Below are 23,049 nucleotides of genomic sequence, written 5' to 3' on the forward strand. Positions count from 1 at the left end.
TAATTGTCTTATAATGACCCATCATTTTAACATCAAAAACGATTAGGGTCATTGAGTGTCGCTTGCGTTTCGTGTTTGGTGTCATCAAACTTAGGCAATTCCTCCAATTCCTCTGGCGTAGGCTCATATAGGCTAATGGTTTGATTGCCAAATTTATCCTCATTTAACACATATAATCTGTCCGAGCGATTCATTATTTTGTGCATGAGGCGTTGATACCAGCCTGCAAACCCTTCGCTTGGCTCATTGGGATTATAATAAAAGGCATTAATCACCGCAGGCAATCCCAAACCACACACCACGCCTGATAAAAGCACCACGATAAAGGTATAACCAATTAAAACATTAGTATATTCTTTTAATTGTGGGACGTTGGCAACCGCCAAAATCAGAGCAAGCGAAATGCCACCACGCACCCCACCCCATGACAAAATCTCCAAACTGCCTTTATAGGCATTTTTACGCACACTGGGAAAAAAGGCAAATGCCAAATAATTTGCCAAAAAGCGTGCCAAATGCAAAATCACAAAAGCAACAATACCGCCAATGATGATATGAGCATTCAAATCCAAAATAAATAACTCAAGTCCAATTAAGGTAAATAAAAAGGAATTAATAATACCCTCAATGGTGTGCCAAAAATGGTTAATTTCTTCTACATCTTTATAAGCCAAAATCTCTTGCCATTTATCGCCCACCATCAAACCACCAATCACGCAAGCAATCGGTGCGGACGCATGAGCATAGAGTGCCACCAAATAAGAGCCTGAGGCTAACACGGCAGTGGTTAATATCAAAGACTCCATTTCGTTTTTGCCTTTTAATAAATACAACGCCATTTTACCAAAAGCAAAACCAATAATGACCGCTACGATGATTTCAAAGGCCAAATGCTCAGCAACATGCAATAAATTAAATTCACCCCCTTGAATGACTTTTAAAATCGTCATAAATACCGCAATACACATGGCGTCATTAAATAAGGATTCGCCTTCTAATTTAATCATCAAATGATTGGGTGCTTTAATGGAGCTTAATACACCTTTAATGCCAATCGGGTCGGTTGCCCCGAGCGCCGAACCCAACAACAATAAAACAATTAAGGGTACATGATGACCTGTGATGAATTGATAGCCAAATAATAGACCGCCAAAAACAAAAGCACAAAGCAGTAATGCCAAACTTGCCAAAATCCCAATGGGTTTCCAATAAGTTCTTAAATCCGCCATTTTAAATTTAAGGGCGGAGGCGGTCAAGATAAAACAAATCACCCCATTAATTAAAAAATCATAAAAATTGATTTTGCGGACAGCTTCTTCAATGGCGTGAATGTTGATATTAATAAATTGATTGCCTGCCAATAATGTCGCTGACCATTGCAAAATAAAGACCAATACCGCCGAGACAATCGGCACGCCAATGGCTTGGGGCATTCCCAAAATGCGTTTATTAAATAAAGTCGTAATAATAGAAATCAAACAAACAACGGTAAAAATTTCTAAAAAAATAAAACTTCCCATTACATTACCCTGTTTAAAATCAACCATAAATACCAACATAGATAATATAAATCACCAAAGCAAAAAATAAAATCCAAACAATACGCCAAAACCAAGTATGAAATTTGCTTTTACCCTCATAAAGCCATATCTCAAAACAAATAGAAAATATGCCTTTAATCAGTTGCCAGAAACCTTCAAAAAGTCCCATCGTTTATCCTGTTTTTAAATAACCCTATCTTATTATAAAAATAGGGTTATTTTTAACAATCCAAATTATTTATGTCGCATATGCGGGAATAAAATCACATCACGAATACTTGGTGCATTAGCAAATAACATCACAAGGCGGTCAATACCAATGCCTTCGCCTGCGGTTGGCGGCAAACCATATTCCAATGCTTCAATAAAATCAGCATCATAGTGCATTGCTTCATCGTCGCCTGCATCTTTTTCGGCAACCTGCTGTTTAAAGCGTTCGGCTTGGTCAATCGGGTCATTTAATTCTGAAAAGCCATTTGCCAACTCTCGTCCACCAATAAAGAATTCAAAACGGTCGGTAATATGGGTATTATCATCATTACGGCGAGCAAGGGGCGACGTTTCGGCTGGATATTCGGTAATAAAAGTCGGCTGGCGAAGTTTGGTTTCTACCGTCTCTTCAAAGACAATCGTTTGTAATTTACCCAAACCAAAAGACGGTTTGACCTCGATTTTTAACGTATTTTTAACAAAATCCGCCAAAAATTCACGGTCGTTGATATTCTCCAAAGTTAGATTTGGATTATATTTTAAAATCGCTTCACTCATTGGAATTTTGGCAAAGGGGGCTTTAAAGCTAAATACTTCATCGCCATACGGCACATCGGTCGTACCCAAAATATCGTTTGCTAATTTTTCAAGCATACGCTCGGTTAAGCTCATCAAATCCTTATAATCGGCATAAGCTTGATAAAATTCAATCATCGTAAATTCAGGATTATGACGAGTAGAAACGCCTTCATTTCTAAAATTACGGTTAATTTCAAATACCCGCTCAAAACCGCCAACCACCAAGCGTTTTAAATAAAGCTCAGGGGCAATACGCAAATACAGCTCCATATCCAAGGCATTATGATGGGTAACAAACGGTTTTGCTGACGCACCCCCTGGGATAATGTGCATCATTGGCGTTTCTACTTCCATAAAACGCTCGCCCACCAAAAACGTACGAATACCTGAGACCACTTTGGCACGGATTTCAAAGGTTTTGCGGGTGTCTTCGTTTACCATTAAATCAAGGTATCTTTGGCGGTATTTGACTTCGGTATCGGTCAAACCGTGAAATTTATCAGGAAGTGGACGCAGTGATTTGGTCAATAATTCAAATTGCTCTAAATGAACATATAAATCGCCTTTACCAGAACGACCCAAAAAACCTGTGCCAGCTACAATATCGCCCAAATCCAAGGATTTAATCAGCTCCAAGGTCTCGGCAGGTAAACCTTTTCTATCCACATAAAGCTGAATCCGCCCTGTCATGTCTTGAATAACAATAAACGAACCACGATTTAGCATGACTCGTCCTGCCACAGATGCATAGACTTTTTCGCCATTTTCAATGGTTTCTTTATCCACGCCTTCAAATTTTTCTTGCAAATCTTGGGCATAATCTTCACGCTTAAAGGTGTTTGGATAAGCAGTTTTGCCATTCTGTTTGGCTTTACTTTCCAAGGCTTGCAATTTTGCCAATCTTTGGGCGATTAAATCGTTTTCAGAAATTTCTTTTTCTGGGGTTTGGGGTTGGTTTGACATAATTAAGACCTTAATAAATTTTCAAATTAAATTGTTTAAAAAGAAGTATGATGCATAATATGCACCGTACGATTAAATTTTAAATAAACTTTTTAGCTTATCAGCAAAACTTGTTTTTTCATCATCAAAAAAAATTTCTAAATCCACCGACCAAACAATAACATATCCATATTGACCTTTTTTAACTTCTCCACCGACTTCACGACCTTTATCGGTTAAAAAGGTGTTTTTACCCTTTAATTCAATATAACCATTTTCAGCAAGTAGTTTGGTAAATTCATTGCTATCAATGCCAAATTTCTCAGCAAGTTTGGCGGTGGTGATTTTATCGTAATTTTTTGGTTTGGAATGACTTTCTGTTTTTGGTTTTTCTTGATAAGTGGTAGATTTTTCAGTATCTGCTGACAATCTCACTTCTTCGCTAATTCTAATGATGCGCTGTACTTCATCATAAGTATCGGCATATAACTGACCGTCATCATTTTTATTGATAAGCACGCCCATTTCATTATTATTGACTTGGCTAAATTCATATAAATTTAGACTGGTAATAATACACTCGTGTTCATTTAAATAGCATTTGGCGTGCAAATTTTTGCAAAAGCTGGTACGCACAAAAGTTAAATCTTTTAGCCAATTGATTTCTTGTGGCGATAATTCACTTTTGCCATACACAATGCGAATGTCAATTTTAAGGCGGTTTTTATCTTCTAGCAATTCCTTAATGCGTTCATTAAATTGCAAATAAGGACTGATTAAAACAAGTCTGTCGGTTGCCTTTTTAATCAATTCTTCCAAATGGTAAGTTGTACCACTGGTATTTAAAAATTTTGCCATAAATTATTCCTCTTTTTATAACGGTGAGCAATACACACCTTACGAGCTTGATTGATTTTTTGCTAATTCTGCCCATATTTTATTGAGTGTTTCAATATCTTCATCATAGAACATTTCGGCAATTTCATCTTCAAACATTCTATCAAAATCATTGGGAGCGGAAGTATTATCTGCACCAACTAAAAATCCACCCTTGCGTTTGTTTGGCTCATTTTTTAATCCACACACAAAAATCCACCAAATTCACCCTTATTGACCGTCCCATAACAACCAAATGGCACATTATTACTAGGGCATACGCCTTTTACAGGTGTGCCAACTTCATCATCAAAAGAGCTACCATCAGTAACACACCGCCCTGCTTGACAATCGCTACCGTCCGTACACACTTTGCCTTTATCGGCAAATTCCACCACACAAAAATCGTGTGCCATTAAGCCTTGCTTGCTGATTGTTCCACCTTGTCTTTGGCATTCGGCAATCTCGCTAGGGGTTGCGGTTTTGCCTTGTGGGTGTTTGCTGTCTTTGGCAGTTAAAGTTTGGTTTGGTTTATTTATTTCTTGGGGTTTTTGAATGTTTGGCGTATTATCCACTTTTTTCCCATTGATGGTATTGGGCGTGCAAGCGGTTAATGCCAAAATACTTGTGATTGTGATTAAAAATTTACTCATTTTTTATTACCAACATTGTCTTAATTTAACAAAAATTTTCAATTAAAAAAATGCTATTTTTTAATTGTCAAGTCCACAAGCTTCATCACCAATGGACGCACCACCGTAACACAACAAAAGACAATGGGAAAAGAAATCACATACGCCCCAAACACTCGCACCATATAATTACCGCCAAAGCCTGTATTAAACGCCACAAGCACGAGCGACATTAAAAACGCCATAATACCCGACATATAAAAAGCAAAGACAAATGGGGTAAATTTGGCAGGAATAAAGCCTTTTATTTTCATTAACTCTCTTTACTTTTCCAAATTGTTCTTGGTAAAAAATATAATAAAGACAGTATTGTGCCTATCGAAAATGCCAATACCATAATCGCAAAAACAATCTCTGAAATCTTGCGAGACAGTTCCAATTTTTTCTTTGCACCAATAGCAAGCAATAAATGCAAAACAAACAAAGGGCTATATCCAACCATTATTAACATCAAATTTTTTAAAAAACCAACAGGTTCTGAATTTTCATTAGGAAGTACACTTAAAAAATAAGCAACCAATCCAAAAAATATAAAATAAAAAATCATTAAACCAATATGTACTCGCATTAGTCTTAAATGATTGTTATTAAAAGTACTTTCCCATTTTTTCATCATTCCCCACCAATACTCGCCATCAAATCTACCTGATGCTCTCTTAATAAGCTATCCAATAATTCGCCTAAATCTCCTTCCATAATTGCATCTAATTTATAAAGGGTCAAGTTAATTCTATGGTCGGTCATTCGCCCTTGTGGAAAATTATAGGTACGAATGCGTTCGGAGCGGTCGCCAGAGCCGACAAGGATTCGTCTCATATCGCTGGTTTGGTCAATTTGGGCTTGGACTTTGGCTTGTTGAATTTTGGCAACCAGCATTTTCATCGCCTTGTCTTTGTTGGCGTGCTGAGAGCGTTCTTGTTGGCACTCGGCAACCACGCCTGTGGGAATATGCGTGATTCGCACCGCAGAATCGGTGGTATTAACGTGCTGACCGCCCGCCCCACTTGAACGATAAGTGTCAATCCGCAGGTCGGCAGGGTTAATCTCAACCGTGTCGTCAATCTCAATCTCAGGCATAATCGCCACCGTGCAAGCGGACGTATGCACCCGCCCTTGGCTTTCGGTGGCTGGCACACGTTGCACCCGATGAGCCCCGCTTTCAAATTTGAGTCGTCCATACACGCCCACGCCCGAGACACGGCTGATGATTTCTTTATAACCACCGTGTTCGCCCTCATTGGCGGACAATACTTCCACCTGCCAGCCCTGCGACTGGGCGTATTTTTGGTACATGCGAAACAAATCGCCCGAAAAAATCGCCGCTTCATCGCCCCCCGTTCCTGCCCGAATTTCCAAAAATGCCGTTGCCTTGTCGTTGGGGTCTTTGGGGAGCATTGCGACATTTAGGGTTTCGGTCAGTTCGTCAATTTTGGATTTTGCCGTTTCAATCTCATCTTGTGCCAGCTCTTTCATGTCAGGGTCGGCAAGCATTTCGTTTGCGGTCGCCAAATCTTCTTCGGCTTGGCAAAACTTCCCCCAAGCATCCACAAGCTCGGACAAATCGCTATGTTCCACCGACAAAGCACGGAATTTTTTGCTGTCAGAAATGGTGTCAGGGTCGGACAACAGGGCGGTAACTTCTTCAAATCTGTCCGCCATTTGGTCTAGGCGGTGGCGTAGGGATTCTTTCATGATGATGATTTAATTCTTTTAAATAAAACAGGCTATTTTGCCATATTTTTAAAATTTTTGCATTAAGTTTTACCAATTTATTGGCAATTTTATCAATCGCAACCCCCCTTTCTTTTATCACTAAAAATCTGTTAAAATGGAGAAATTTTCTTGATATATACAGTAGGACTGCAAAATGACCAACCAACCAACCAACCAACCAACCAACCAACCAACCAACCAACCAACCAACCAACCAACCAACCAACCAACCAACCAACCAACCAACCAACCAACCAACCAACCAACCAACCAACCAACCAACCAACCAACCAACCAACCAACCAACCAACCAACCAAAACATTATCGGACATTTTAGAGCAATATCAAGCACTTTCTCACACTCAGCGTGAAAAAGGCACTTATTTTGAACGCTTGTGCATTGATTATCTTAGCACCGAAAATCATTACAAAATCCTTTATGATACCGTACTTCCCTTTACCGAATGGGTAAGCCAGCACAAACCCGATTTCCCCAAAACTGATACAGGCATAGACCTTGTCGCCATTGGCAAGGACAGCACATTAACCGCCATTCAATGCAAAAATTATTCAGCTGATTATCGCATTGCCAAATCCGACATTGACAGCTTTTTTACCGCTTCTGGCAAAAATGATTTTTCTTATCGTCTGATTATTACCACCACTGACCATTGGTCAGACAATGCCGAAAAATCCCTTGAAAACCAAAGCATTCCCGTAAATATCATTAACCGTTCTGACCTTGAAAACAGCGTCATTGACTGGGCAAAATACACCCCCAACCGCACGCCCATTCTCCACGCCAAAAAATCGCTACGCCCCCACCAACAACAAGCCCTAGCTGATGTTACCAAAGGTTTTCTTAATGCCAATCGTGGCAAGCTCATTATGGCGTGTGGCACAGGCAAAACTTTTACTTCTCTAAAAATCGCCGAAAATCTGGCTGGGGCTGGCAAATTGGTGCTTTTTTGTGTGCCAAGCCTATCCTTATTATCCCAATCTTTGAGCGAATGGACACAACAAAGCAATATTCCCATTCACGCCTTTGCCGTCTGTTCAGATAACGATGTTGGCAAACAAAAAAGCGATGATGTGTTACAAACCCAATTACACGAACTACAATACCCTGCCACCACCAACGCCCAAAAATTAGCCGAAAAATTAAACAACCGCAAAGACAATGATACAGTAATGACGGTTATTTTTAGTACCTATCATTCCATTGAAGTTATTCATCAAGCCCAACAATTAGGCTTAAAAGAATTTGATTTGATTATTTGTGATGAAGCCCATCGCACCACAGGGGCAACTTTTGAAAATAATGACGAAAGCCATTTTGTTAAAATTCATCATAATGATTTTATTAAAGCACAAAAACGCCTGTATATGACCGCCACCCCAAGAATATATAGCGATAAAGCCAAAAATGTTGAAGGCGTAGAAGCTGTTTATTCTATGGATAATGAAGAATATTATGGCAAAATTTTTCATACCATCAGTTTTAGCAGTGCAGTCAATCAAGATTTGTTGGTGGATTATAAAGTTTTGGTATTAGCCATATCCGAAAGTCATATTAACCGCCGATTAGAAAAATTATTAAATGATGATAAAAACGAATATAAAGTTGATGATGTTGCCAAAATCATCGGCTGTTGGAAAGCTTTATCAAAATATGGTGTAGAAACAGAATTAGCCGATGATTATAACCCAATGAAACGAGCGGTTGCCTTTTGTCAAGTGATTGACAAATATACAGGCAAACATAAAGTCAGTTCAAAAACCATTAGTGGTATGTTTAATGAAGTGGTAAGTGCTTATCAAGCCCAAGAAATCAAACTACTAAAAGAAAAACATAAAACAGATGAAATAACATTAAACCCATCATTGCAATTAAACTGTGAAGCCAACCATATAGATGGCTCAATGAACGCCAGCCAAAAGGTAAATAAAATCAACTGGCTAAAAGAAAATACCCCAGATAATACTTGCCGAATACTTTCTAATGTTCGTTGTCTATCCGAAGGCGTTGATGTGCCTGCATTGGACGCTGTTTTATTTTTGTCCGCTCGTAATTCACAAATTGATGTGGTGCAATCGGTAGGACGAGTAATGCGAAAAGCCCCCAACAAAAAGCGGGGTTATGTGATTTTGCCAATCGTTATTCCAGCTGGCGTAGAACCGCACGAAGCCCTTGACAACAACGAAAATTACAAAGTGGTTTGGCAGGTACTAAATGCCTTGCGTTCACACGATGATAGATTTGATGCCATACTCAATAAATTAGAATTTGGAGCAAGTAAAGATAAAATTGAAATTATTGATGTTACCAATAATATTAGCAAAAAATCCACAAGCAATAAAAAAACCACTCGTGGCAAATCCACCATTGGTCAAAAAGAGAATAAGCCAGCAGTACAAGGCGAATTGGATTTTAATATCACCGATATTGAGCGAGCGTTAATCGCCAAAATCGTCAAAAAATGTGGCAATCGTAAAAATTGGCAAGAATGGGCAGAGAATATTGCCAAAATTGCAAATACTCATACAGACCGTATTAAAGCGATATTAGAAAATAAAGAAAATACCGCTCAAATCCAAGCATTTAATCAATTTGCAGGTCAGCTTCGCAACGATTTAAATACAGCAACCACCGATAACGATGCGATTGAAATGTTATCACAACATTTGATTACCAAGCCAATTTTTGATGCATTATTTGATGACCCAGAATTTACCAAAAAAAATCCAATGTCTGTGGCATTGGATAAAGTCATCAATGCCCTAGCATTAACCAACATTTCTGATAAAGAAACCAAAGAATTAAATGAGTTTTATCACGCCATCGCCATTCGTGTCAGCGGTATTAAAGAACCTACTCATCGCCAAAAGATTATCAAAGAATTGTATGATAATTTCTTTAATAAAGCCTTTCCAAAATTGTCCGAAAAAATGGGTATTGTCTATACACCGATAGAAGTGGTAGATTTTATTATTCATTCTATTGAACATATTTTAAAAACCGAGTTTAAGGCAAGTCTTAGTGATGATGGCGTACAAATCATTGACCCATTTACAGGCACAGGGACTTTTATTACACGACTGCTACAAAGCGGTATTATTGATAACAAAAATCTACCCATAAAATACAGCCAAATCCACGCCAATGAAATGCTATTATTGGCTTATTATATCGCTACTATCAATATTGAAAGCGTGTATCATAGTATAATGGTTGATAAATTGGGCATTATTGATGACTATAAACCCTTTACAGGCATTTGTTTGGCAGATACTTTTGCGATGTATGAAAATGACTTAATTACATTAAGCGACAACAGCGAACGCCAAAAACGCCAAAAAGAATTGGACATTACTGTGATTATGGGCAATCCACCTTATTCTGTTGGTAAAAAAAGTGCCAATGATAGTATTGAAAATATGAAATATCCAGTATTAGATAGTCGTATTGAGAATAGCTATGCAAAATATTCAAATACTACCCTAAAAAAGTCTTTGTATAATAGTTATGTTAGAGCAATTCGTTGGGCAAGTGATAGAATTGGAAATAATGGTGTTATTGGATTTGTTACAAGTGCTGGATTTATTGATAGTAAAGCACATAGCGGACTAAGAAAATGCCTATCCGATGAGTTTAGCAGTCTATATGTTTTTCATTTACGGGGTAATGCCAACACTTCTGGTGAACTCAGAAGAAAAGAAAAAGATAATGTATTTGGTAATAATGATAAAGATAAAGGGTCAATTAAAGAACCTGTCGCCATATCAGTTTTGGTAAAAAATAAAAAATCATCAAAAAATGGTAATATTTATTTTTATGATATTGGCGATTATTTAAGTCGTGATGAAAAATTATCAATAATCAATGAATTTAAATCCATTGATGGGATTAAACACTGGAAAACAATTATTCCAGATGAATTTAATGACTGGATAAATCATCGCAATACCGATTTTGATAAATATATTTCAATGTATGAAAACGGTAAATTGAATATATTTTTAGATTATTCTAATGGTATTGCAACAAGTCGTGATAAATGGGTTTATAATAGCTCAAAAACAAACCTATTAAATCAAATGAAGTTGTGTATTAGTTTTTACAATTCAGAATTAGAAAAACATGTATCAAGTAACGGTGATTACACTTTAAATTTAGACGAAAAAAGAATTAGTTGGAGTGATAACACCAAAAAATTCATTCAAAGACATTTAAATTCAAAATTTAATATAAGTGTTTTAAGAAAAGCCTTGTATAGACCATTTTTTTACCAAAATGTTTATTTTGATAAGTTTTGGATTGAAAGAACCTTAAATAACAAAATTTATCCAAAAGCGGAGTGCGAAAATTTAGTAATATGTTTATCGTTAGCCAACAAGAAAGATTTTTCTACTATCATAACAAATACAATCCCAGATTATCACTTAATTGGCGATACAAAATGCTTCCCATTGCATATTTACGAACCCAACAACAATGGCGATTATACCCAAAAATCCGCCATTAGTGATGAAGCCTTAGCTCATTTTAAAGAATTTTATAATGGTGCAGAAATTAGTAAAGAATGCATCTTTTATTATATTTATGACCCCACTCTCAACTTAAAATCATCTCAAACCTTAAGGGTGGATTGCCAAGTTGTTTGTTGATTTGTACACAAAGACTGTGAGCTAAGAGTTTTCTAATAAAACGGTTGGACAGATGCCACAAGTCTCTTGCCTTGGTGGTTTGAACATTAAATCTTTGTGATAATTGAGAGATGACGGTTTCAATGGTTTTTCTTGTTCGTTTAAGATAAGACACAAAACCTTGACCTCTATCCTCTTTCATATTATCCCTAAGAGGTGTTTGTAGATCAACCCCCAACTTAGCAAGTTCCTCTTGTAATGCTTTGGATAAATAACCCTTATCCCCAAAGACCAAACTGGCTTGCCCTCCTTGCAAGGACTGTGTCAACTCAAACACTACCTGTCTGTCATCTGTATTGGCAGGTGTTAATGTGTAAGCAATCACTTGACCGTCTTGGTTTGTGAGTAAATGGGCTTTAAACCCAAAGTAGTGTTCGCTCTTACTGGCACAATAACCAAAGCTCCCAACCCCCTTAAAAGATTTGTGTCTTTTTGCTCTTTGATAGACACAGACAGGCAAAGGAAAGCTGTCAATCAAATAAGGCTTAGTGGGACGGCTGTCTTGATTGTCAAGAATACACAAAGAGCCAAGTACCTTCATCATTTTGTCTTTAACCCAAACCAAGTTGGCACAGTGTTTGGCAAAGTTTGGGTATGAGCCTAATTTGGGGAAATAGTGTTGATAGCAGTTTTTAAAGTAAGCCCAAATCTCCTTGTCAGTGTCAAAACCTAAACTTTCACCCACAAGCTCCATGGTGATGATTTCTGTGTCAGACAAGGCAGGCAAAAAGCCTTTGCTTCTTAGAGGTTTGGTTACAATATTTTGATACAAAGCCTCTACCAAAAGATAGACAACAATGATAAAATCATCATACGACATAGCCTACTCCTCGACTGTTTTGTGGTGAAACATTGGATTGGGCTATGTTGTTTTTATTTCAAGCACCCTGCTTGTTGTGGTGTGTTAGTTGAGAGTGGGGTATTTATGGATTACTCCATAGCACCGATTACCGTGAACGCTATGCCGATAATTTATCCAAGCAGTTGCCACGCATTCCACGAGTCAAATCGCTAGATGACTTTTTGGCATTTGAAAAAGCAGGGCGAGCATTGGCGAATTTGCATTTGAATTATGAAAGCGTGATGATGTATGATAATGTGAAATTACAAGGCGGTATTGGTATTGATAATGACAAAATAACTGGCGGTGATGACGATGATTTTTATGTAACCAAAATGAAATTTGCCAAGCGTAAAAATCCACAAACAGGCAAAAATGAAGATGATAAAACGGTAATTATTTATAATGATAATTATACTGTAAGCAATATCCCATTACAAGCCTATGATTATATCGTCAATGGCAAATCAGGGGTAGAATGGGTAATGGAACGCCAGTCCATTAAAACCGATAAAGCCAGTGGTATCACCAATAATGCCAATGATTGGGCAATAGAGACGATGAATAATGCTCATTATCCCTTAGAGTTATTACTTCGTGTCATAACGGTAAGTATTGAGAGTATGAATATCGTGAATAATTTGCCCAGTCTTGTGATTGAGTAATACAATAAAAAGCGGATAAAATATTTATCCGCTTTTATACTTTTTGAGTTTTATTTTTTACTAAGCCACACCCCACTTTCTATATGGTGCGTATAGGGAAATTGGTCAAATAAGGCAAAGCGTTTTATTTCGTGGGTATGATTTAAAAATTTCAAGTTTTCAAATAAAGTATCAGGATTGCATGAAACATAAATGATATTGTCAAAATTTGCCAAAATCTTTAAGGTTTCATCATCAATCCCTGCTCGTGGCGGGTCGACAAAGACGGTATTAAAGTCATAAGATTTAATATCAATATCACTCTCGGCAAGTCTTCTAAATTCACGCTCGCCATTATGAGCTTGGCTAAATTCTTGGGCGGATAAGCGAGCAATGGCGATATTGGCGATTTTATTATAATCAATCGCCCATTTGGCAGAATTGACCGATGATTTTGCCATTTCGGTTGCCAGAACTTGATTAAAATATTTAGATAACGGCAAGGTAAAATTACCATTACCACAATATAGTTCTAACAAATCTTTTTTATTATGTTGGCTAATATTATCCGCCACATCACAGGCAAAGTTTAGCATATGACGGCACACATGAGCATTAGGCTGACTAAATCCACCTTCTATTTGTTGATAATAAAAATCTTGGGACTGCCCTTTTATATCCACGCTCATTTTTTCAATGACAAAATCATCATCTAATACCAATTTTTGCCCACGACTTCGCCCAATGAGTTTTATACTTAGTTTATCCGCCAATGAATTTGCCAATGCTTGCCAGTTTTCATCTAATTTTTTATGATAAATGAGCGTAACGAGCATTTGCCCATGTAAGGTATTTAAAAAATCAATTTGAAATAATTTATCTTTTAATAAGCTGTTTTGTTTTAATTCATTTAATAAAACAGGCATCAGCTCGTTAATAGCACGACTGGCAATGGCAAAATCGGTAATCTCAATCACCTTTTTTGATTTGCCGTCTCGCTCAAACATCGCATAAAACATATCGTCCGCCCCGTCTCGCTCGGTATGCCAAATTCTAAATTCGGCACGCTGGCGAAAATGACTTATCGGTGATTCATAGACTTCTAAGGCAGGCGGATTAAACGGGGCGAATTGGGTGCTAATGCGGTCAATTTTGGCGGATAATTGGGCGTGGTAATCATCGTGCGTAAAGGCGGTGTGTATCATAATATGGCTAATGTCAAATAAAACCGCCATTTTATAAAAATATTCGCCAAAAAGCAAATGGCACGCTATAATAGCCTATTTACCCATCAAATCATTCTGCTCAAAATGACCGTCAAAAAAATCCTGCTTATCGGTGCCGAATGCACTGGCAAATCCACGCTCGCCCAAGCCCTAGCGGACAAATACAACACCACTTACACGCCTGAATACCTGCGTACCTACCTAGAGCAAAAGCCAACAGGTCATGTCTGCACCTTTGATGATTTAACGCCCATCTCACAAGGACAAATGGACAGCGAGAAGCATGCGGTTGCCACTGCCCATCGCTATTGTTTTATCGATACGTCATTATTACTACTACATATTTATAGTCAGCATTATTTTAATAAAACGCCTGATATTATTTTGGATAATTTAAATAACCAATATGATTTGATTTTAGTAACCGATGAGATTGGCATTACATGGATAGATGATGGCATGAGAGATTTACCCAATGGGCGACAGCAAATGCGACAAACGATTATTAAAGAATTAGAAAACCGCCAATTAACTTATCACGCCATTTCGGGAAATTTGGAAAATAGAATAAAACAAGTTGGGGAATTATTAAAAAATCTTTAATTTTATGAATTTTAATAACAATAAAAAGAGCGAAAATCATCCGCTCTTTTTATTATATCAATGATTTTTATCACACCTTCTTAACAATCACCGAACCAATCGAATACCCTGCCCCAAACGAGCAAATTACCGCCAAATCACCGCTGGCAATGCCATCTTGACAACGATGAAACGCAATCATCGGACTTGCTGAACTGGTATTGCCAAACTCATCAATGACAATCGGAGCAAGTGATTTGTCAGCATCTTTACCCATGACGGTACGCAAAATCAAATCAATCATGTTAATGTTAGCTTGGTGTAACCACAGTTTTTTGACTTTATCGGTGCTGATGTTATTTTCTGCCAAATGCGTGCTGATAATCTCGGACACTTTGGGGCAGACTTCACGGAATACTTTACGCCCTTCTTGTAAGAATAATTTATCGGTAACAGGCTCGTCTAGGTCAGGATACATGGATGTTTTGGCGTGCAAAAATTCACTTCTATCCATAAAGCCAAATTCGTTTTTGATGTTAGTTGAAAACTCTGTCCACAGCTTGCTATCTAGCACTTCATAGCCTTTTGGCGTATCGGTCTCTTCGATGATGGTCGCCGCCGCCACATCGCCAAAGATGAAATGACTATCACGGTTACGCCAGTTGAGATGAGCGGACGTAATCTCGACATTGACCACGGCAATGCGTTTGGCGACACCGCCTTTTATCATACCGACCGCTTGGGCGATACCAAAAGTCGCCGCACTACACGCCACGTTGGTATCAAAGGCAAATCCGCCCACCATACCCACCGCATGCTGAATCTCAATGGCAATGGCGGGATAGACACGCTGAAAGTTGGAGCAAGCACAGATAATCCCGTCCAAATCTTTGCCTTCTAAGCCAGCATTAGCTAAGGCTTGATTGAGTGCGTCCGTCCCCATCTCTGCCATGATAGACAGCTCTTCGCCAAGTTTGCGAGCAGGGAAAATTGGTGCCATGATGTTCGGGTCTAAAATACCTTTTTTATCAATGACATAGCGAGACTTAATGCCTGACGCTTTTTCGATAAATTCTACGGTAGAATGCTGTAAAGCGACCTTTTCGCCAGATTCAATGGCTTGGGCGTGGGCTTCATTATAGTTATCCACATAAGTGTTAAATGTCGCTACCAACTCTTCGTTGGTGATTTTGTCTTTGGGAATGTGTAGCCCTGTGGCGGTGATGCAAATGGTCATAGATACTCCGCTTTTGCCTTATGTATTATGTTGTGTTTGAAAAATTTAGTTACAAATTTATTTGCCTAGTTTAACACATTTTTTCATAAAAAACAGCATACATTTGTAGTCTTTTATTAAAAGTAAATTGCCATCAGTCATCATCTGACTATCATTCTTTTGCCATTTATTTTATAATAAAAGCCAATTTATCACGACCGTTCATTATGTCACACCAACCTGCCACGCCCATCAAGCTCATCGTCATCGGACACACCAATGTCGGCAAAACATCACTCATGCGAACCTTGCTCCGAGATGGTGAATTTGGCGAAGTCAAAAATGCATCCGCCACCACCCGCCATGTCGAAGCCGTCACGCTCTATGCCAACGATGGCAAGCCCTTGGTTGTCCTGTATGACACCCCCGGCTTAGAAGACGGCTCGGGCGTGATGGATTTTTTGCATGAACACACCGACGGGCGAGCCGATGGCGTGGAGCGATTGCAAGCTTTTTTAAGGGCGGTTGCAAGCAGTGACCCCAAACTGAGCTATGATTATAGTCAAGAAGCCAAAGTCATTAACGCCCTACTCTCTGCCGATGTCGCCATTTATGTCGTGGACGTGCGTGAGCCTGTGCTGTCCAAATACAAGGACGAGCTGGCGATTTTGGCAAGCTCGGGCGTGCCTGTGTTGCCTGTATTTAACTTCATCAAAGATGAGCGGGCAAACTTCGATGACTGGCGTGAGACCCTATCACGGCGGGCGTTGCATGCTTATCAGTCCTTTGATACCATCGCTTTTGACTTTGCCAACGAGATGACGTTATGGGACAACCTAGGCACACTCACTCATCATCCTGCCTTTGCCATCTTAAAGCACGAACGCACCGAACTATGGCAAGACATGGCGGAGATGGGCAGTTTGGTGATTGCTGATTTTCTCGTTAATGTGGCAAGTTTTCACAAAAAAATCGGGGGAGATGACGACCCCACACCCACTCTCACCACCATGCAACACGCCACCCGTCAAGCCTTTGACATCATGCAACAAAAGCTGTTGGATTTGTATAAATTTTATCATGTACAGACCGAGCATGGCGAATTTGCCGTCACGGGTGCCGAGCAGGATATTTTTGACAGTGAACTGCTTGCCCGTTATGGCATTCGCACCGCCAGTGGTAGCATGGCAGGCATGATAGTTGGGGCAGGCATTGACGTGGCGACCCTTGGGGCAAGTCTGGGGTTAGGCACCGCCATCGGGGGCGTGCTTGGTGGACTACTACCTAACAGCGGTACCATTAAGGACAAAGCGATGGGCGTTAAGACCCTGACCATCAACAATGAAACGCTTGCCCTGCTCGCCATCCAAAGCCAAAACCTGCATTACACCTTACGCCACCTAGGGCATGCTAGCCTTGACATCATCAGCACTCATCATCATGACACGCTGGTGTGGCAAGCAGGCAAGCTCCCCACGCCGCTTAAAAAAGCTCGTGCCTATCCACATTATAGCAGTCTGGACGGGCGTTATGATGACAAAAAAGCCGTCCGCTCCGAGCTATCGGACAAGCTCAGCGACATCCTGCTGACCCATCTGGGCAACATGGAAAAATCACGCTAACGCCACGCCTGCCCTATCGGCGACACTCATTGCCATAACACCAACACACCAAGGACATATCATGACCGCATCTGCCCCAACTATCCGCACCGATGACATCCGCCTACGCCAAGCCGACATCAGCGACGCTCAAGCTTTGGTCACGCTTCTAAACCGCTGTTACCGCAACGATGAAGGCTGGACAAACGAAAGTCAGCTTATCAGCGGTATTCGCACCACCTTAGCCGAGATAGAAAAGACCATCACCGCCGATGGGTCGTATGTCTTCGTGTTTGAGCCAGAGCTTGATAGTGGCAAGCAAATCTTGGCATGTATCGGAATGCAGTTTACCACCATGCACGACAAAAATGTCGCCTACATCGGCACCTTTGCCGTCTCGCCCGAACTCCAAGGCAAAGGCGTGGGCAACACCCTACTGACAGCGGTCGAGACCTTTGCAGGGCGACACGCCACACGCCACGCCTTAGACGGCTGTGCCATGTCCATCCTATCGCACCGCCCCGAACTGCTCGCCTACTATGAACGGCGTGGTTATCAGCTCACGGGCGAGAGCATGCCCTTTCCTGATGACGGTAATAATGGCAAACCCAAACGAGATGATCTGGCGTTACATTGGTTATTCAAAGCCATACCCTAAAACCATAAATGCATAAAACAACCGTGAACCATCTGCCCAATACAACCACAAGATTTTACCAAATGATTGATTTTAAAGATAATAAACGCATTAGCCTTGCCCCGATGATAGATTGGATATTTTATTTATAAAATATCCAATCAATCAATAACTTAATTTATTTTAAATAAAAATTTCCGCAAATTTTACGCAAAAAAATAACCCCTGACTAGGGAAATACCTAGTCAGGGGTTATGGTTTATTTAAGCAGGGATTTCAAAATGTACGCCGTCCAAAAACTCTTTTTTGCCAAGTTTTTTGCGTTCGGCTTTGTACGCCTTGACCCACTCCTGCGGTGTGCCGTTTTTGTTTGTGATGACCGTCCACGCCCCACCCCAACGCACCGACACGCCAAGCTCGGTGCTTGCTTGGGCAATCGCTTGGGCAATCGTGTAATAATGGTTAAAATCCCACGATACCTGACCGTCCACAATCGCCACCAGGTCCACAGCATCCCCTGTGAGATGGCGTGAGTTCATTGTTTTGCTTTTGCCTTGCTTGACAAGTAGAGCTTGGCGTTCTTTGGTGCGTAAGCCTTCTTGTACTCTAAAATCTACGCCTGTGACTTCAATCGCCCGCTTAACCACCTTGACAAGGTTGGGATTTACGCCTTTGAGACGGCTTAGACTTAACTCACTTAGGCTATAAGTTGGCTTGTTTTTGGGTGCAATATCCACCGCATTGTCCGTCAAGTTTAACAAGTGTTCGTTTCCGTCCACCGTTGGGTCGGTGGCATGGATAACCGATACATCTTTTTGCTCATCTTTGGTGCAAACACCCCGTTTGATCGCAAGCTCTACCGCTTTGACGGTTAATTTGCCTGCGATACCGTCAATTTTGCCTGTATATAGTCCTGCTTCTTTTAAGCGGGTCTGTAATTGACTGACATAACTACTCATAATTTACTCCAAATAAAAGCCCCATTCGGGGCGGTTAAAAATAACAAGATTATTTAATCAATGCTTTAACAATGTTTTTAATTTCGGTTACAATCTGGGACAATGTTTTATCAGAAGTGGTTAATTGCCAAGAGCGATAGACCGTGCCAAAAACAAGCATACCGAATGCCGAAAAAATCAAATAAAACAATGCTTGTGCATAGTAGTTCAAATGCTCAAAATCAAAATAATCAATAGTAAACTCCCCTGCAAACAAACCTAAACCGATTGCACAAGTGATTTTGATGATGATTTTTAAGTTTAGGGTTAGACTGGCGTTATCGTCTCTATCAAGATTAATATCGCCACTTAATATAAGACTGATTAGACCGCCCACGATTAACGCAAATAGTTTGGTTAAAAAAGGTATGGCTTTTGTTAAGGTTTCGGGCATTTTTTACTCCAATAAAAAGCTCCCTGCGGAGCTAACATACTAATGGTGGGAAACGTCTATGATATGGGGTGTATTATCGTATCGTAACCATTGATTTTCGTTCATAGTCTCTCCAATAAAAAAGGGGCATTAGCCCCATAAAATAGGTTTGTCTCTACTCAATAAAAAAGCCCATCAGTGATGGGCGGTGGTGGTTATGGGAGTGGTGTTGTGTCATGATGGTCTCCTTGTGAATGGAAAAGGCAAATTTTGTATATCAACAAAATCAAAAGATGTGCGTCCAGTAAATATTACTCTTCTAGAGTCAGGCAAAGTACCACCGTGTCTGACCGTGCCATCTCTTTTGATGTCATCAAAGGGCACACTAAATAGCACAGCTGGCTTGTCTGAACAGCCGATAGCTGTCAATATCGGCGTGTGAGTTAGCACATGCTTATTAGCCATGTGCGTGTAATGACCACCCAAAGTTGGAAACAGATCACCCTCTACAGGATTTGGCAAACCTCCGTTATTGATGCTAATAATATAGCCTGCTAATTCAGCTGCAGTGGCTGGGTAATATCTTAGATATCTAACTTTTGCAGAGGGCAGACCCGCAGACTTGGAGTTTATCGTTGAAGGTACAAGGTCTCTAATTCTTGTACCTGAATTCAATCTGTTCCACATCTCAGACTTATGGTTTCCTTTTGAAAGATAATAATAATCCTCCCATTTGCTTCTTGAGAAATAGCCGTATTCAGTTAATGACGCTTCGCGTTTTGTGACATATGCGTAAGAGTCAGGTATACTGTCATAGACATACTTAGTATGTACGCTCATCGGCTGGCTTCGACTGCTAAAAGTAACATTGCCCTCACGGTCATACAAATTCATGCCCACGGTAGTTTCTTTTTCTGTCGCCACCACATCAAAAATATAAATCTGAAACTTGGCAAGCTCAGCATCTGACAGTCTGCCATTTGAGTAGAACATCATTCTTGCTGTACTGCCGACATAGCCTGTATTTAGATATACTACTGGATTACAATTCTCTGCCAGGTCATCGTAATATATCGCACATAGAGGGCTGACAGCTCTTGGTACATCGATATAATACATACAATATTCAGGACTGTATATGTCTGCTACAGTTGTCCTTACTCTTGAATTGATGATCAACCTTTTGGCTCGGTGCGAATATACTCTTTTATTAGCCTCAAATGGCTTGTCTAACAGTCGTGTCAATCTGCCTGACATCACAAAATTAAAAACTAATTCATCACTGTCTAACAGTTTTTGACCTGCCCTATTATAAGTATGAAAGCTCATATGTACCCCCAGTAAATTTTGATGGGCGTCTGCTTCTTGCCTTCTTGACCTCTTGTGTTGTAAGAAAATCCTGTTCTGTAGATGCGTACCTTGGCTTGCCACAACTCATAAGTATAAGAATAAGCATCCTCTTCTCCTCCTTTTTCTTCTGAAACATGCTCGGGTTGGTTGATCTCATCCACTCTGCCTAGATACACGGGTACCACAATGCGTGTGGCACCCTCAGGAACATCGTAATGGATTCTCTTTATTTCAGGTTTGGTGATAATAGCAGAACCGACAAACTTACAATATCTGCCAGTAATGCTACTTATCTCACGACCTTGTCTGTCCCAAACTTTAAGTCCTGTTATCATGTGAAAATCCCCAATTCTACCGCTTTTTTACCCCTTGCCTTGTCATACCAGACGATTAAGCCTTTAGAGTTTAGTTCAAGACTTGAACCGTCGCCAAAAGTGTTGTTCAGCTCAAAACGACCGTCCTTGAACAGTCGCCAGCCTTGCCGCCCTGCCACATAGTTATCAGATTGTATGCTGTCGGCAATCTTCGCCATGGTGATGCTGGCGTTGGCGATAAAAGCAGTGTTGATGTACGTACCAGCAGGAATACGCACGCCATTGATCACCGTAGGTTGGGTGTAAGTAGCAAATGGCTTTTTGCCGTTTCTTGGACTGCCGACGAAAAAGCTATCAGCATTCACGCCAAACTGACTGGTCACACGACCGTTTTGTAGCTCGCTCATCAAACCATAACCGCTGATGACGCCGTTATTGTCCACCGTTACCGCCTTAATCGCACGCACGCCATCGACTGACCGCTCAACATTTCTGATGCTTGTGGTTTGACCGTTTACGGTGGTTTGCAGTGTGGACAGTTTTTGGGCAGTGGCGGTGTCTTTTTGTGCCTGTGTGCGTTTAAACTCATCAAGGCTTGCCGAGCTTGCTTTTGCGTCAATATCAGCTTGCAAATCTTCTGGTGCGGGTGTCCAGTCTGTTGGTATTGTACCAATTTCTAATTTAGGTAACTTAACTTCGCACACAAAACCTGCCCGTTCATAGGTTGCAATCTCAAAGTTTACACGCTCTTGATTTGTCCATTTACTATAATCCAATGTTAAGCTATAACGCTTAAATTCACGACTATCAATGGCAATATACTGGGCGATATCGCTTAATTGATTGTTTGTATTAAAACGGCGTAGTCTAATATGCAATCTACCGTCTCGATTGGATTTAGCGGTAAAGCTAATGGTAACCTTACCGTTTTCTAATGCTTGGACATTATCAGATTGTTGAGTGCTTGCCAGTAGTCTGCCAGTAGCTACAAAGGTTGCCACACCATTTTCAATACTGGTGGGGCGTGTCCAAAGTGGGTTTAGGGCTTGGGTATTAAGTAATAAATTCCGCCCACCCACCGTCAAATTGTCAAATCTTGCATTCAACTCGTTTTGAGCGGTGGCAATCGCTCCATTCAAATCGCTTGTGGTGCGTTCAAGGCTTGCGATTTTGCCCTCACTTGTACCAACCCGTCCACCAATGCCGTTCACGGTGCTTTCTAGCGTACGCAGGGCTTGAGCATTGGCATTGTCGCCATTTGCTCGTGCGGTTTCTTCTCGGGCAAGGCGTGCTGTGATGTCGGTATCAGCCGATTTGTAAGCCGTGTCCATTGCGGTGATTTGCTGACTTAGGGCAATGTCGGCATCGGTCAAAGTTTGGCGTAGAGTTTCAAGATTGGCATTGACATCACTTGCCAAGCCCGCCACCTGCATCTGCCACACATTATTGTCGGTGCGTGTCCAGTAACTTGAAATTCTGACAAAACTGGCATTTTCGCTGTTAAAAGTCGCATAATCCCCACCCCTTGCGATGATTTGCCCCTTAACAAAGTTTTTATCGTCATCATACCAAATCACACGCAAATTACTAAAATTACCATCAAATGGGCGTTCATCATAAACGCTTCAAAGCCGATGAGCTGCACGCACAAGGCACGCATGGCTTCCTTTGTACTGCCCACTGCCAATTTAAAAGATTTGCCGAATTTTTTGGCTAAGATGCCGTGTAAGATGATGGTTTTCATGACTTGGTTTTTCCAATGAAAAACGCCCATGATAAGTCATGAGCGGTTAAAAATCTGTTATTTTGGACAACAAAAAAGCCAAATAATTACAACAATTTTATAAAAAAATTGTAATAATTACTTGACTTTTAATGTAGTATTTACTATAATATAACACATCAAGCAAGGGTTGCTTGATTGGTAAGATGGTAGCCATCGTTACCATTATAACAAGGAGTAAAACGATGAAAACGACCCTTGAAATCCTCGTAATCATCGCTCT

Annotated in this window: 22 protein-coding genes and 1 pseudogene; 5 read left to right on the forward strand and 18 right to left on the reverse strand. The window is 40.2% G+C overall.

Features of this window, described 5'->3' with window-relative positions; translation table 11 throughout:
- Nucleotides 1-32: 32 nt before the first annotated feature.
- The 9 genes from LP107_RS08135 to prfA form a co-directional block, all read right to left on the reverse strand.
- The gene (locus LP107_RS08135) at nucleotides 33-1,520 is read right to left on the reverse strand and encodes a cation:proton antiporter (RefSeq protein ID WP_264676247.1); all 1,488 of its coding nucleotides are present in this window, start codon (nucleotides 1,518-1,520) and stop codon (nucleotides 33-35) included.
- Between the two features lie 19 nt (nucleotides 1,521-1,539).
- The gene (locus LP107_RS08140) at nucleotides 1,540-1,710 is read right to left on the reverse strand and encodes a hypothetical protein (protein WP_158079609.1); all 171 of its coding nucleotides are present in this window, start codon (nucleotides 1,708-1,710) and stop codon (nucleotides 1,540-1,542) included.
- Nucleotides 1,711-1,775: 65 nt separating this feature from the next.
- A complete protein-coding gene (gene lysS, locus LP107_RS08145) occupies nucleotides 1,776-3,293 on the reverse strand; it encodes a lysine--tRNA ligase (protein WP_078273532.1) in 1,518 nt (505 codons plus the stop codon).
- A gap of 72 nt (nucleotides 3,294-3,365) precedes the next feature.
- Nucleotides 3,366-4,130 carry a phospholipase D family protein gene (locus LP107_RS08150; RefSeq protein ID WP_078273531.1) on the reverse strand — a complete coding sequence of 255 codons (765 nt, stop codon included), beginning with the start codon at nucleotides 4,128-4,130 and terminating at the stop codon, nucleotides 3,366-3,368.
- A gap of 39 nt (nucleotides 4,131-4,169) precedes the next feature.
- On the reverse strand, nucleotides 4,170-4,358 hold the full coding sequence (locus tag LP107_RS08155) for a hypothetical protein (protein ID WP_078273530.1): 189 nt from the start codon (nucleotides 4,356-4,358) through the stop codon (nucleotides 4,170-4,172).
- Nucleotides 4,346-4,801, reverse strand: a complete 456-nt coding sequence (locus LP107_RS08160; protein WP_112742191.1) for a hypothetical protein — start codon at nucleotides 4,799-4,801, stop codon at nucleotides 4,346-4,348. Before LP107_RS08160 ends, LP107_RS08155 begins: the two co-directional genes overlap by 13 nt.
- A gap of 53 nt (nucleotides 4,802-4,854) precedes the next feature.
- Nucleotides 4,855-5,094 (reverse strand): DUF2798 domain-containing protein, encoded by a 240-nt coding sequence (locus LP107_RS08165; RefSeq protein WP_078273528.1) that lies wholly within the window; start codon nucleotides 5,092-5,094, stop codon nucleotides 4,855-4,857.
- The gene (locus LP107_RS08170) at nucleotides 5,094-5,453 is read right to left on the reverse strand and encodes a hypothetical protein (RefSeq protein WP_147287360.1); all 360 of its coding nucleotides are present in this window, start codon (nucleotides 5,451-5,453) and stop codon (nucleotides 5,094-5,096) included. Before LP107_RS08170 ends, LP107_RS08165 begins: the two co-directional genes overlap by 1 nt.
- Nucleotides 5,453-6,532, reverse strand: coding sequence for a peptide chain release factor 1 (gene prfA / locus LP107_RS08175; protein WP_112742189.1), 1,080 nt, complete (start codon nucleotides 6,530-6,532; stop codon nucleotides 5,453-5,455). The genes LP107_RS08170 and prfA overlap by 1 nt, the downstream gene beginning before the upstream one ends.
- 175 nt (nucleotides 6,533-6,707) lie before the next feature.
- Between prfA and LP107_RS08180 the strand changes: the two genes are divergently transcribed.
- Nucleotides 6,708-11,222 (forward strand): type ISP restriction/modification enzyme, encoded by a 4,515-nt coding sequence (locus LP107_RS08180; protein WP_264682752.1) that lies wholly within the window; start codon nucleotides 6,708-6,710, stop codon nucleotides 11,220-11,222.
- Here the strand turns inward: LP107_RS08180 and LP107_RS08185 are convergent.
- A complete protein-coding gene (locus tag LP107_RS08185; RefSeq protein WP_078275357.1) occupies nucleotides 11,170-12,081 on the reverse strand; it encodes an IS982 family transposase in 912 nt (303 codons plus the stop codon). The genes LP107_RS08180 and LP107_RS08185 overlap by 53 nt on opposite strands.
- 101 nt (nucleotides 12,082-12,182) lie before the next feature.
- Between LP107_RS08185 and LP107_RS08190 the strand changes: the two genes are divergently transcribed.
- Nucleotides 12,183-12,767, forward strand: coding sequence for a type ISP restriction/modification enzyme (locus tag LP107_RS08190; protein ID WP_162860464.1), 585 nt, complete (start codon nucleotides 12,183-12,185; stop codon nucleotides 12,765-12,767).
- Nucleotides 12,768-12,817: 50 nt separating this feature from the next.
- Here LP107_RS08190 and trmA read toward each other — a convergent pair whose 3' ends face one another.
- Nucleotides 12,818-13,951, reverse strand: a complete 1,134-nt coding sequence (trmA, locus tag LP107_RS08195) for a tRNA (uridine(54)-C5)-methyltransferase TrmA (protein ID WP_112742810.1) — start codon at nucleotides 13,949-13,951, stop codon at nucleotides 12,818-12,820.
- Between the two features lie 57 nt (nucleotides 13,952-14,008).
- Here trmA and LP107_RS08200 point away from each other — a divergent pair, with 57 nt between their 5' ends.
- Nucleotides 14,009-14,575, forward strand: coding sequence for an AAA family ATPase (locus LP107_RS08200; RefSeq protein ID WP_078273525.1), 567 nt, complete (start codon nucleotides 14,009-14,011; stop codon nucleotides 14,573-14,575).
- A 70-nt stretch (nucleotides 14,576-14,645) separates the two neighbouring features.
- Here the strand turns inward: LP107_RS08200 and LP107_RS08205 are convergent, their stop codons facing one another.
- A complete protein-coding gene (locus LP107_RS08205; protein WP_078273524.1) occupies nucleotides 14,646-15,791 on the reverse strand; it encodes a beta-ketoacyl-ACP synthase III in 1,146 nt (381 codons plus the stop codon).
- Nucleotides 15,792-15,997: 206 nt separating this feature from the next.
- On the opposite strand from LP107_RS08205, the gene LP107_RS08210 reads away from it, so the two are divergent.
- Both LP107_RS08210 and LP107_RS08215 read left to right on the forward strand, forming a co-directional pair.
- Nucleotides 15,998-17,392, forward strand: coding sequence for a DUF3482 domain-containing protein (locus LP107_RS08210; protein ID WP_078273523.1), 1,395 nt, complete (start codon nucleotides 15,998-16,000; stop codon nucleotides 17,390-17,392).
- Between the two features lie 61 nt (nucleotides 17,393-17,453).
- Nucleotides 17,454-18,029: a GNAT family N-acetyltransferase gene (locus LP107_RS08215; protein WP_078273522.1), complete on the forward strand. Its 576-nt coding sequence runs from the start codon at nucleotides 17,454-17,456 to the stop codon at nucleotides 18,027-18,029.
- Nucleotides 18,030-18,271: 242 nt separating this feature from the next.
- Here the strand turns inward: LP107_RS08215 and LP107_RS08220 are convergent, their stop codons facing one another.
- From LP107_RS08220 to LP107_RS08245, 6 genes and pseudogenes are all read right to left on the reverse strand, one after another.
- Nucleotides 18,272-18,967 carry a M15 family metallopeptidase gene (locus LP107_RS08220; RefSeq protein ID WP_112742188.1) on the reverse strand — a complete coding sequence of 232 codons (696 nt, stop codon included), beginning with the start codon at nucleotides 18,965-18,967 and terminating at the stop codon, nucleotides 18,272-18,274.
- Nucleotides 18,968-19,016: 49 nt separating this feature from the next.
- A complete protein-coding gene (locus LP107_RS08225) occupies nucleotides 19,017-19,400 on the reverse strand; it encodes a hypothetical protein (RefSeq protein ID WP_264676245.1) in 384 nt (127 codons plus the stop codon).
- A gap of 213 nt (nucleotides 19,401-19,613) precedes the next feature.
- Nucleotides 19,614-20,708, reverse strand: coding sequence for a hypothetical protein (locus LP107_RS08230; RefSeq protein WP_264676217.1), 1,095 nt, complete (start codon nucleotides 20,706-20,708; stop codon nucleotides 19,614-19,616).
- On the reverse strand, nucleotides 20,705-21,064 hold the full coding sequence (locus tag LP107_RS08235) for a hypothetical protein (RefSeq protein WP_115368637.1): 360 nt from the start codon (nucleotides 21,062-21,064) through the stop codon (nucleotides 20,705-20,707). Before LP107_RS08235 ends, LP107_RS08230 begins: the two co-directional genes overlap by 4 nt.
- On the reverse strand, nucleotides 21,061-22,620 hold the full coding sequence (locus tag LP107_RS08240) for a phage tail tip fiber protein (RefSeq protein ID WP_264676244.1): 1,560 nt from the start codon (nucleotides 22,618-22,620) through the stop codon (nucleotides 21,061-21,063). The genes LP107_RS08235 and LP107_RS08240 overlap by 4 nt, the downstream gene beginning before the upstream one ends.
- 26 nt (nucleotides 22,621-22,646) lie before the next feature.
- Nucleotides 22,647-22,787 (reverse strand): annotated as a pseudogene (locus tag LP107_RS08245) (tail assembly protein); the annotation flags it as partial.
- Nucleotides 22,788-23,049 lie beyond the last annotated feature (262 nt).

The organism is Moraxella bovis, assembly GCF_025985205.1.
GTDB classification, from domain to species: domain Bacteria; phylum Pseudomonadota; class Gammaproteobacteria; order Pseudomonadales; family Moraxellaceae; genus Moraxella; species Moraxella bovis.

Coding starts and splice junctions, on each gene's coding strand:
- prfA (WP_112742189.1), bottom strand. CDS start 6,532: ATGAAAGAATCCCTACGCCACCGCCTAGACCAAATGGCGGACAGATTT.
- LP107_RS08180 (WP_264682752.1), top strand. CDS start 6,708: ATGACCAACCAACCAACCAACCAACCAACCAACCAACCAACCAACCAA.
- LP107_RS08210 (WP_078273523.1), top strand. CDS start 15,998: ATGTCACACCAACCTGCCACGCCCATCAAGCTCATCGTCATCGGACAC.
- LP107_RS08225 (WP_264676245.1), bottom strand. CDS start 19,400: ATGCCCGAAACCTTAACAAAAGCCATACCTTTTTTAACCAAACTATTT.
- trmA (WP_112742810.1), bottom strand. CDS start 13,951: ATGATACACACCGCCTTTACGCACGATGATTACCACGCCCAATTATCC.
- LP107_RS08165 (WP_078273528.1), bottom strand. CDS start 5,094: ATGAAAATAAAAGGCTTTATTCCTGCCAAATTTACCCCATTTGTCTTT.
- LP107_RS08230 (WP_264676217.1), bottom strand. CDS start 20,708: ATGAGCTTTCATACTTATAATAGGGCAGGTCAAAAACTGTTAGACAGT.
- LP107_RS08220 (WP_112742188.1), bottom strand. CDS start 18,967: ATGAGTAGTTATGTCAGTCAATTACAGACCCGCTTAAAAGAAGCAGGA.
- LP107_RS08170 (WP_147287360.1), bottom strand. CDS start 5,453: ATGAAAAAATGGGAAAGTACTTTTAATAACAATCATTTAAGACTAATG.
- lysS (WP_078273532.1), bottom strand. CDS start 3,293: ATGTCAAACCAACCCCAAACCCCAGAAAAAGAAATTTCTGAAAACGAT.
- LP107_RS08150 (WP_078273531.1), bottom strand. CDS start 4,130: ATGGCAAAATTTTTAAATACCAGTGGTACAACTTACCATTTGGAAGAA.
- LP107_RS08135 (WP_264676247.1), bottom strand. CDS start 1,520: ATGGGAAGTTTTATTTTTTTAGAAATTTTTACCGTTGTTTGTTTGATT.
- LP107_RS08215 (WP_078273522.1), top strand. CDS start 17,454: ATGACCGCATCTGCCCCAACTATCCGCACCGATGACATCCGCCTACGC.
- LP107_RS08140 (WP_158079609.1), bottom strand. CDS start 1,710: ATGGGACTTTTTGAAGGTTTCTGGCAACTGATTAAAGGCATATTTTCT.
- LP107_RS08235 (WP_115368637.1), bottom strand. CDS start 21,064: ATGATAACAGGACTTAAAGTTTGGGACAGACAAGGTCGTGAGATAAGT.
- LP107_RS08200 (WP_078273525.1), top strand. CDS start 14,009: ATGGCACGCTATAATAGCCTATTTACCCATCAAATCATTCTGCTCAAA.
- LP107_RS08160 (WP_112742191.1), bottom strand. CDS start 4,801: ATGAGTAAATTTTTAATCACAATCACAAGTATTTTGGCATTAACCGCT.
- LP107_RS08185 (WP_078275357.1), bottom strand. CDS start 12,081: ATGTCGTATGATGATTTTATCATTGTTGTCTATCTTTTGGTAGAGGCT.
- LP107_RS08205 (WP_078273524.1), bottom strand. CDS start 15,791: ATGACCATTTGCATCACCGCCACAGGGCTACACATTCCCAAAGACAAA.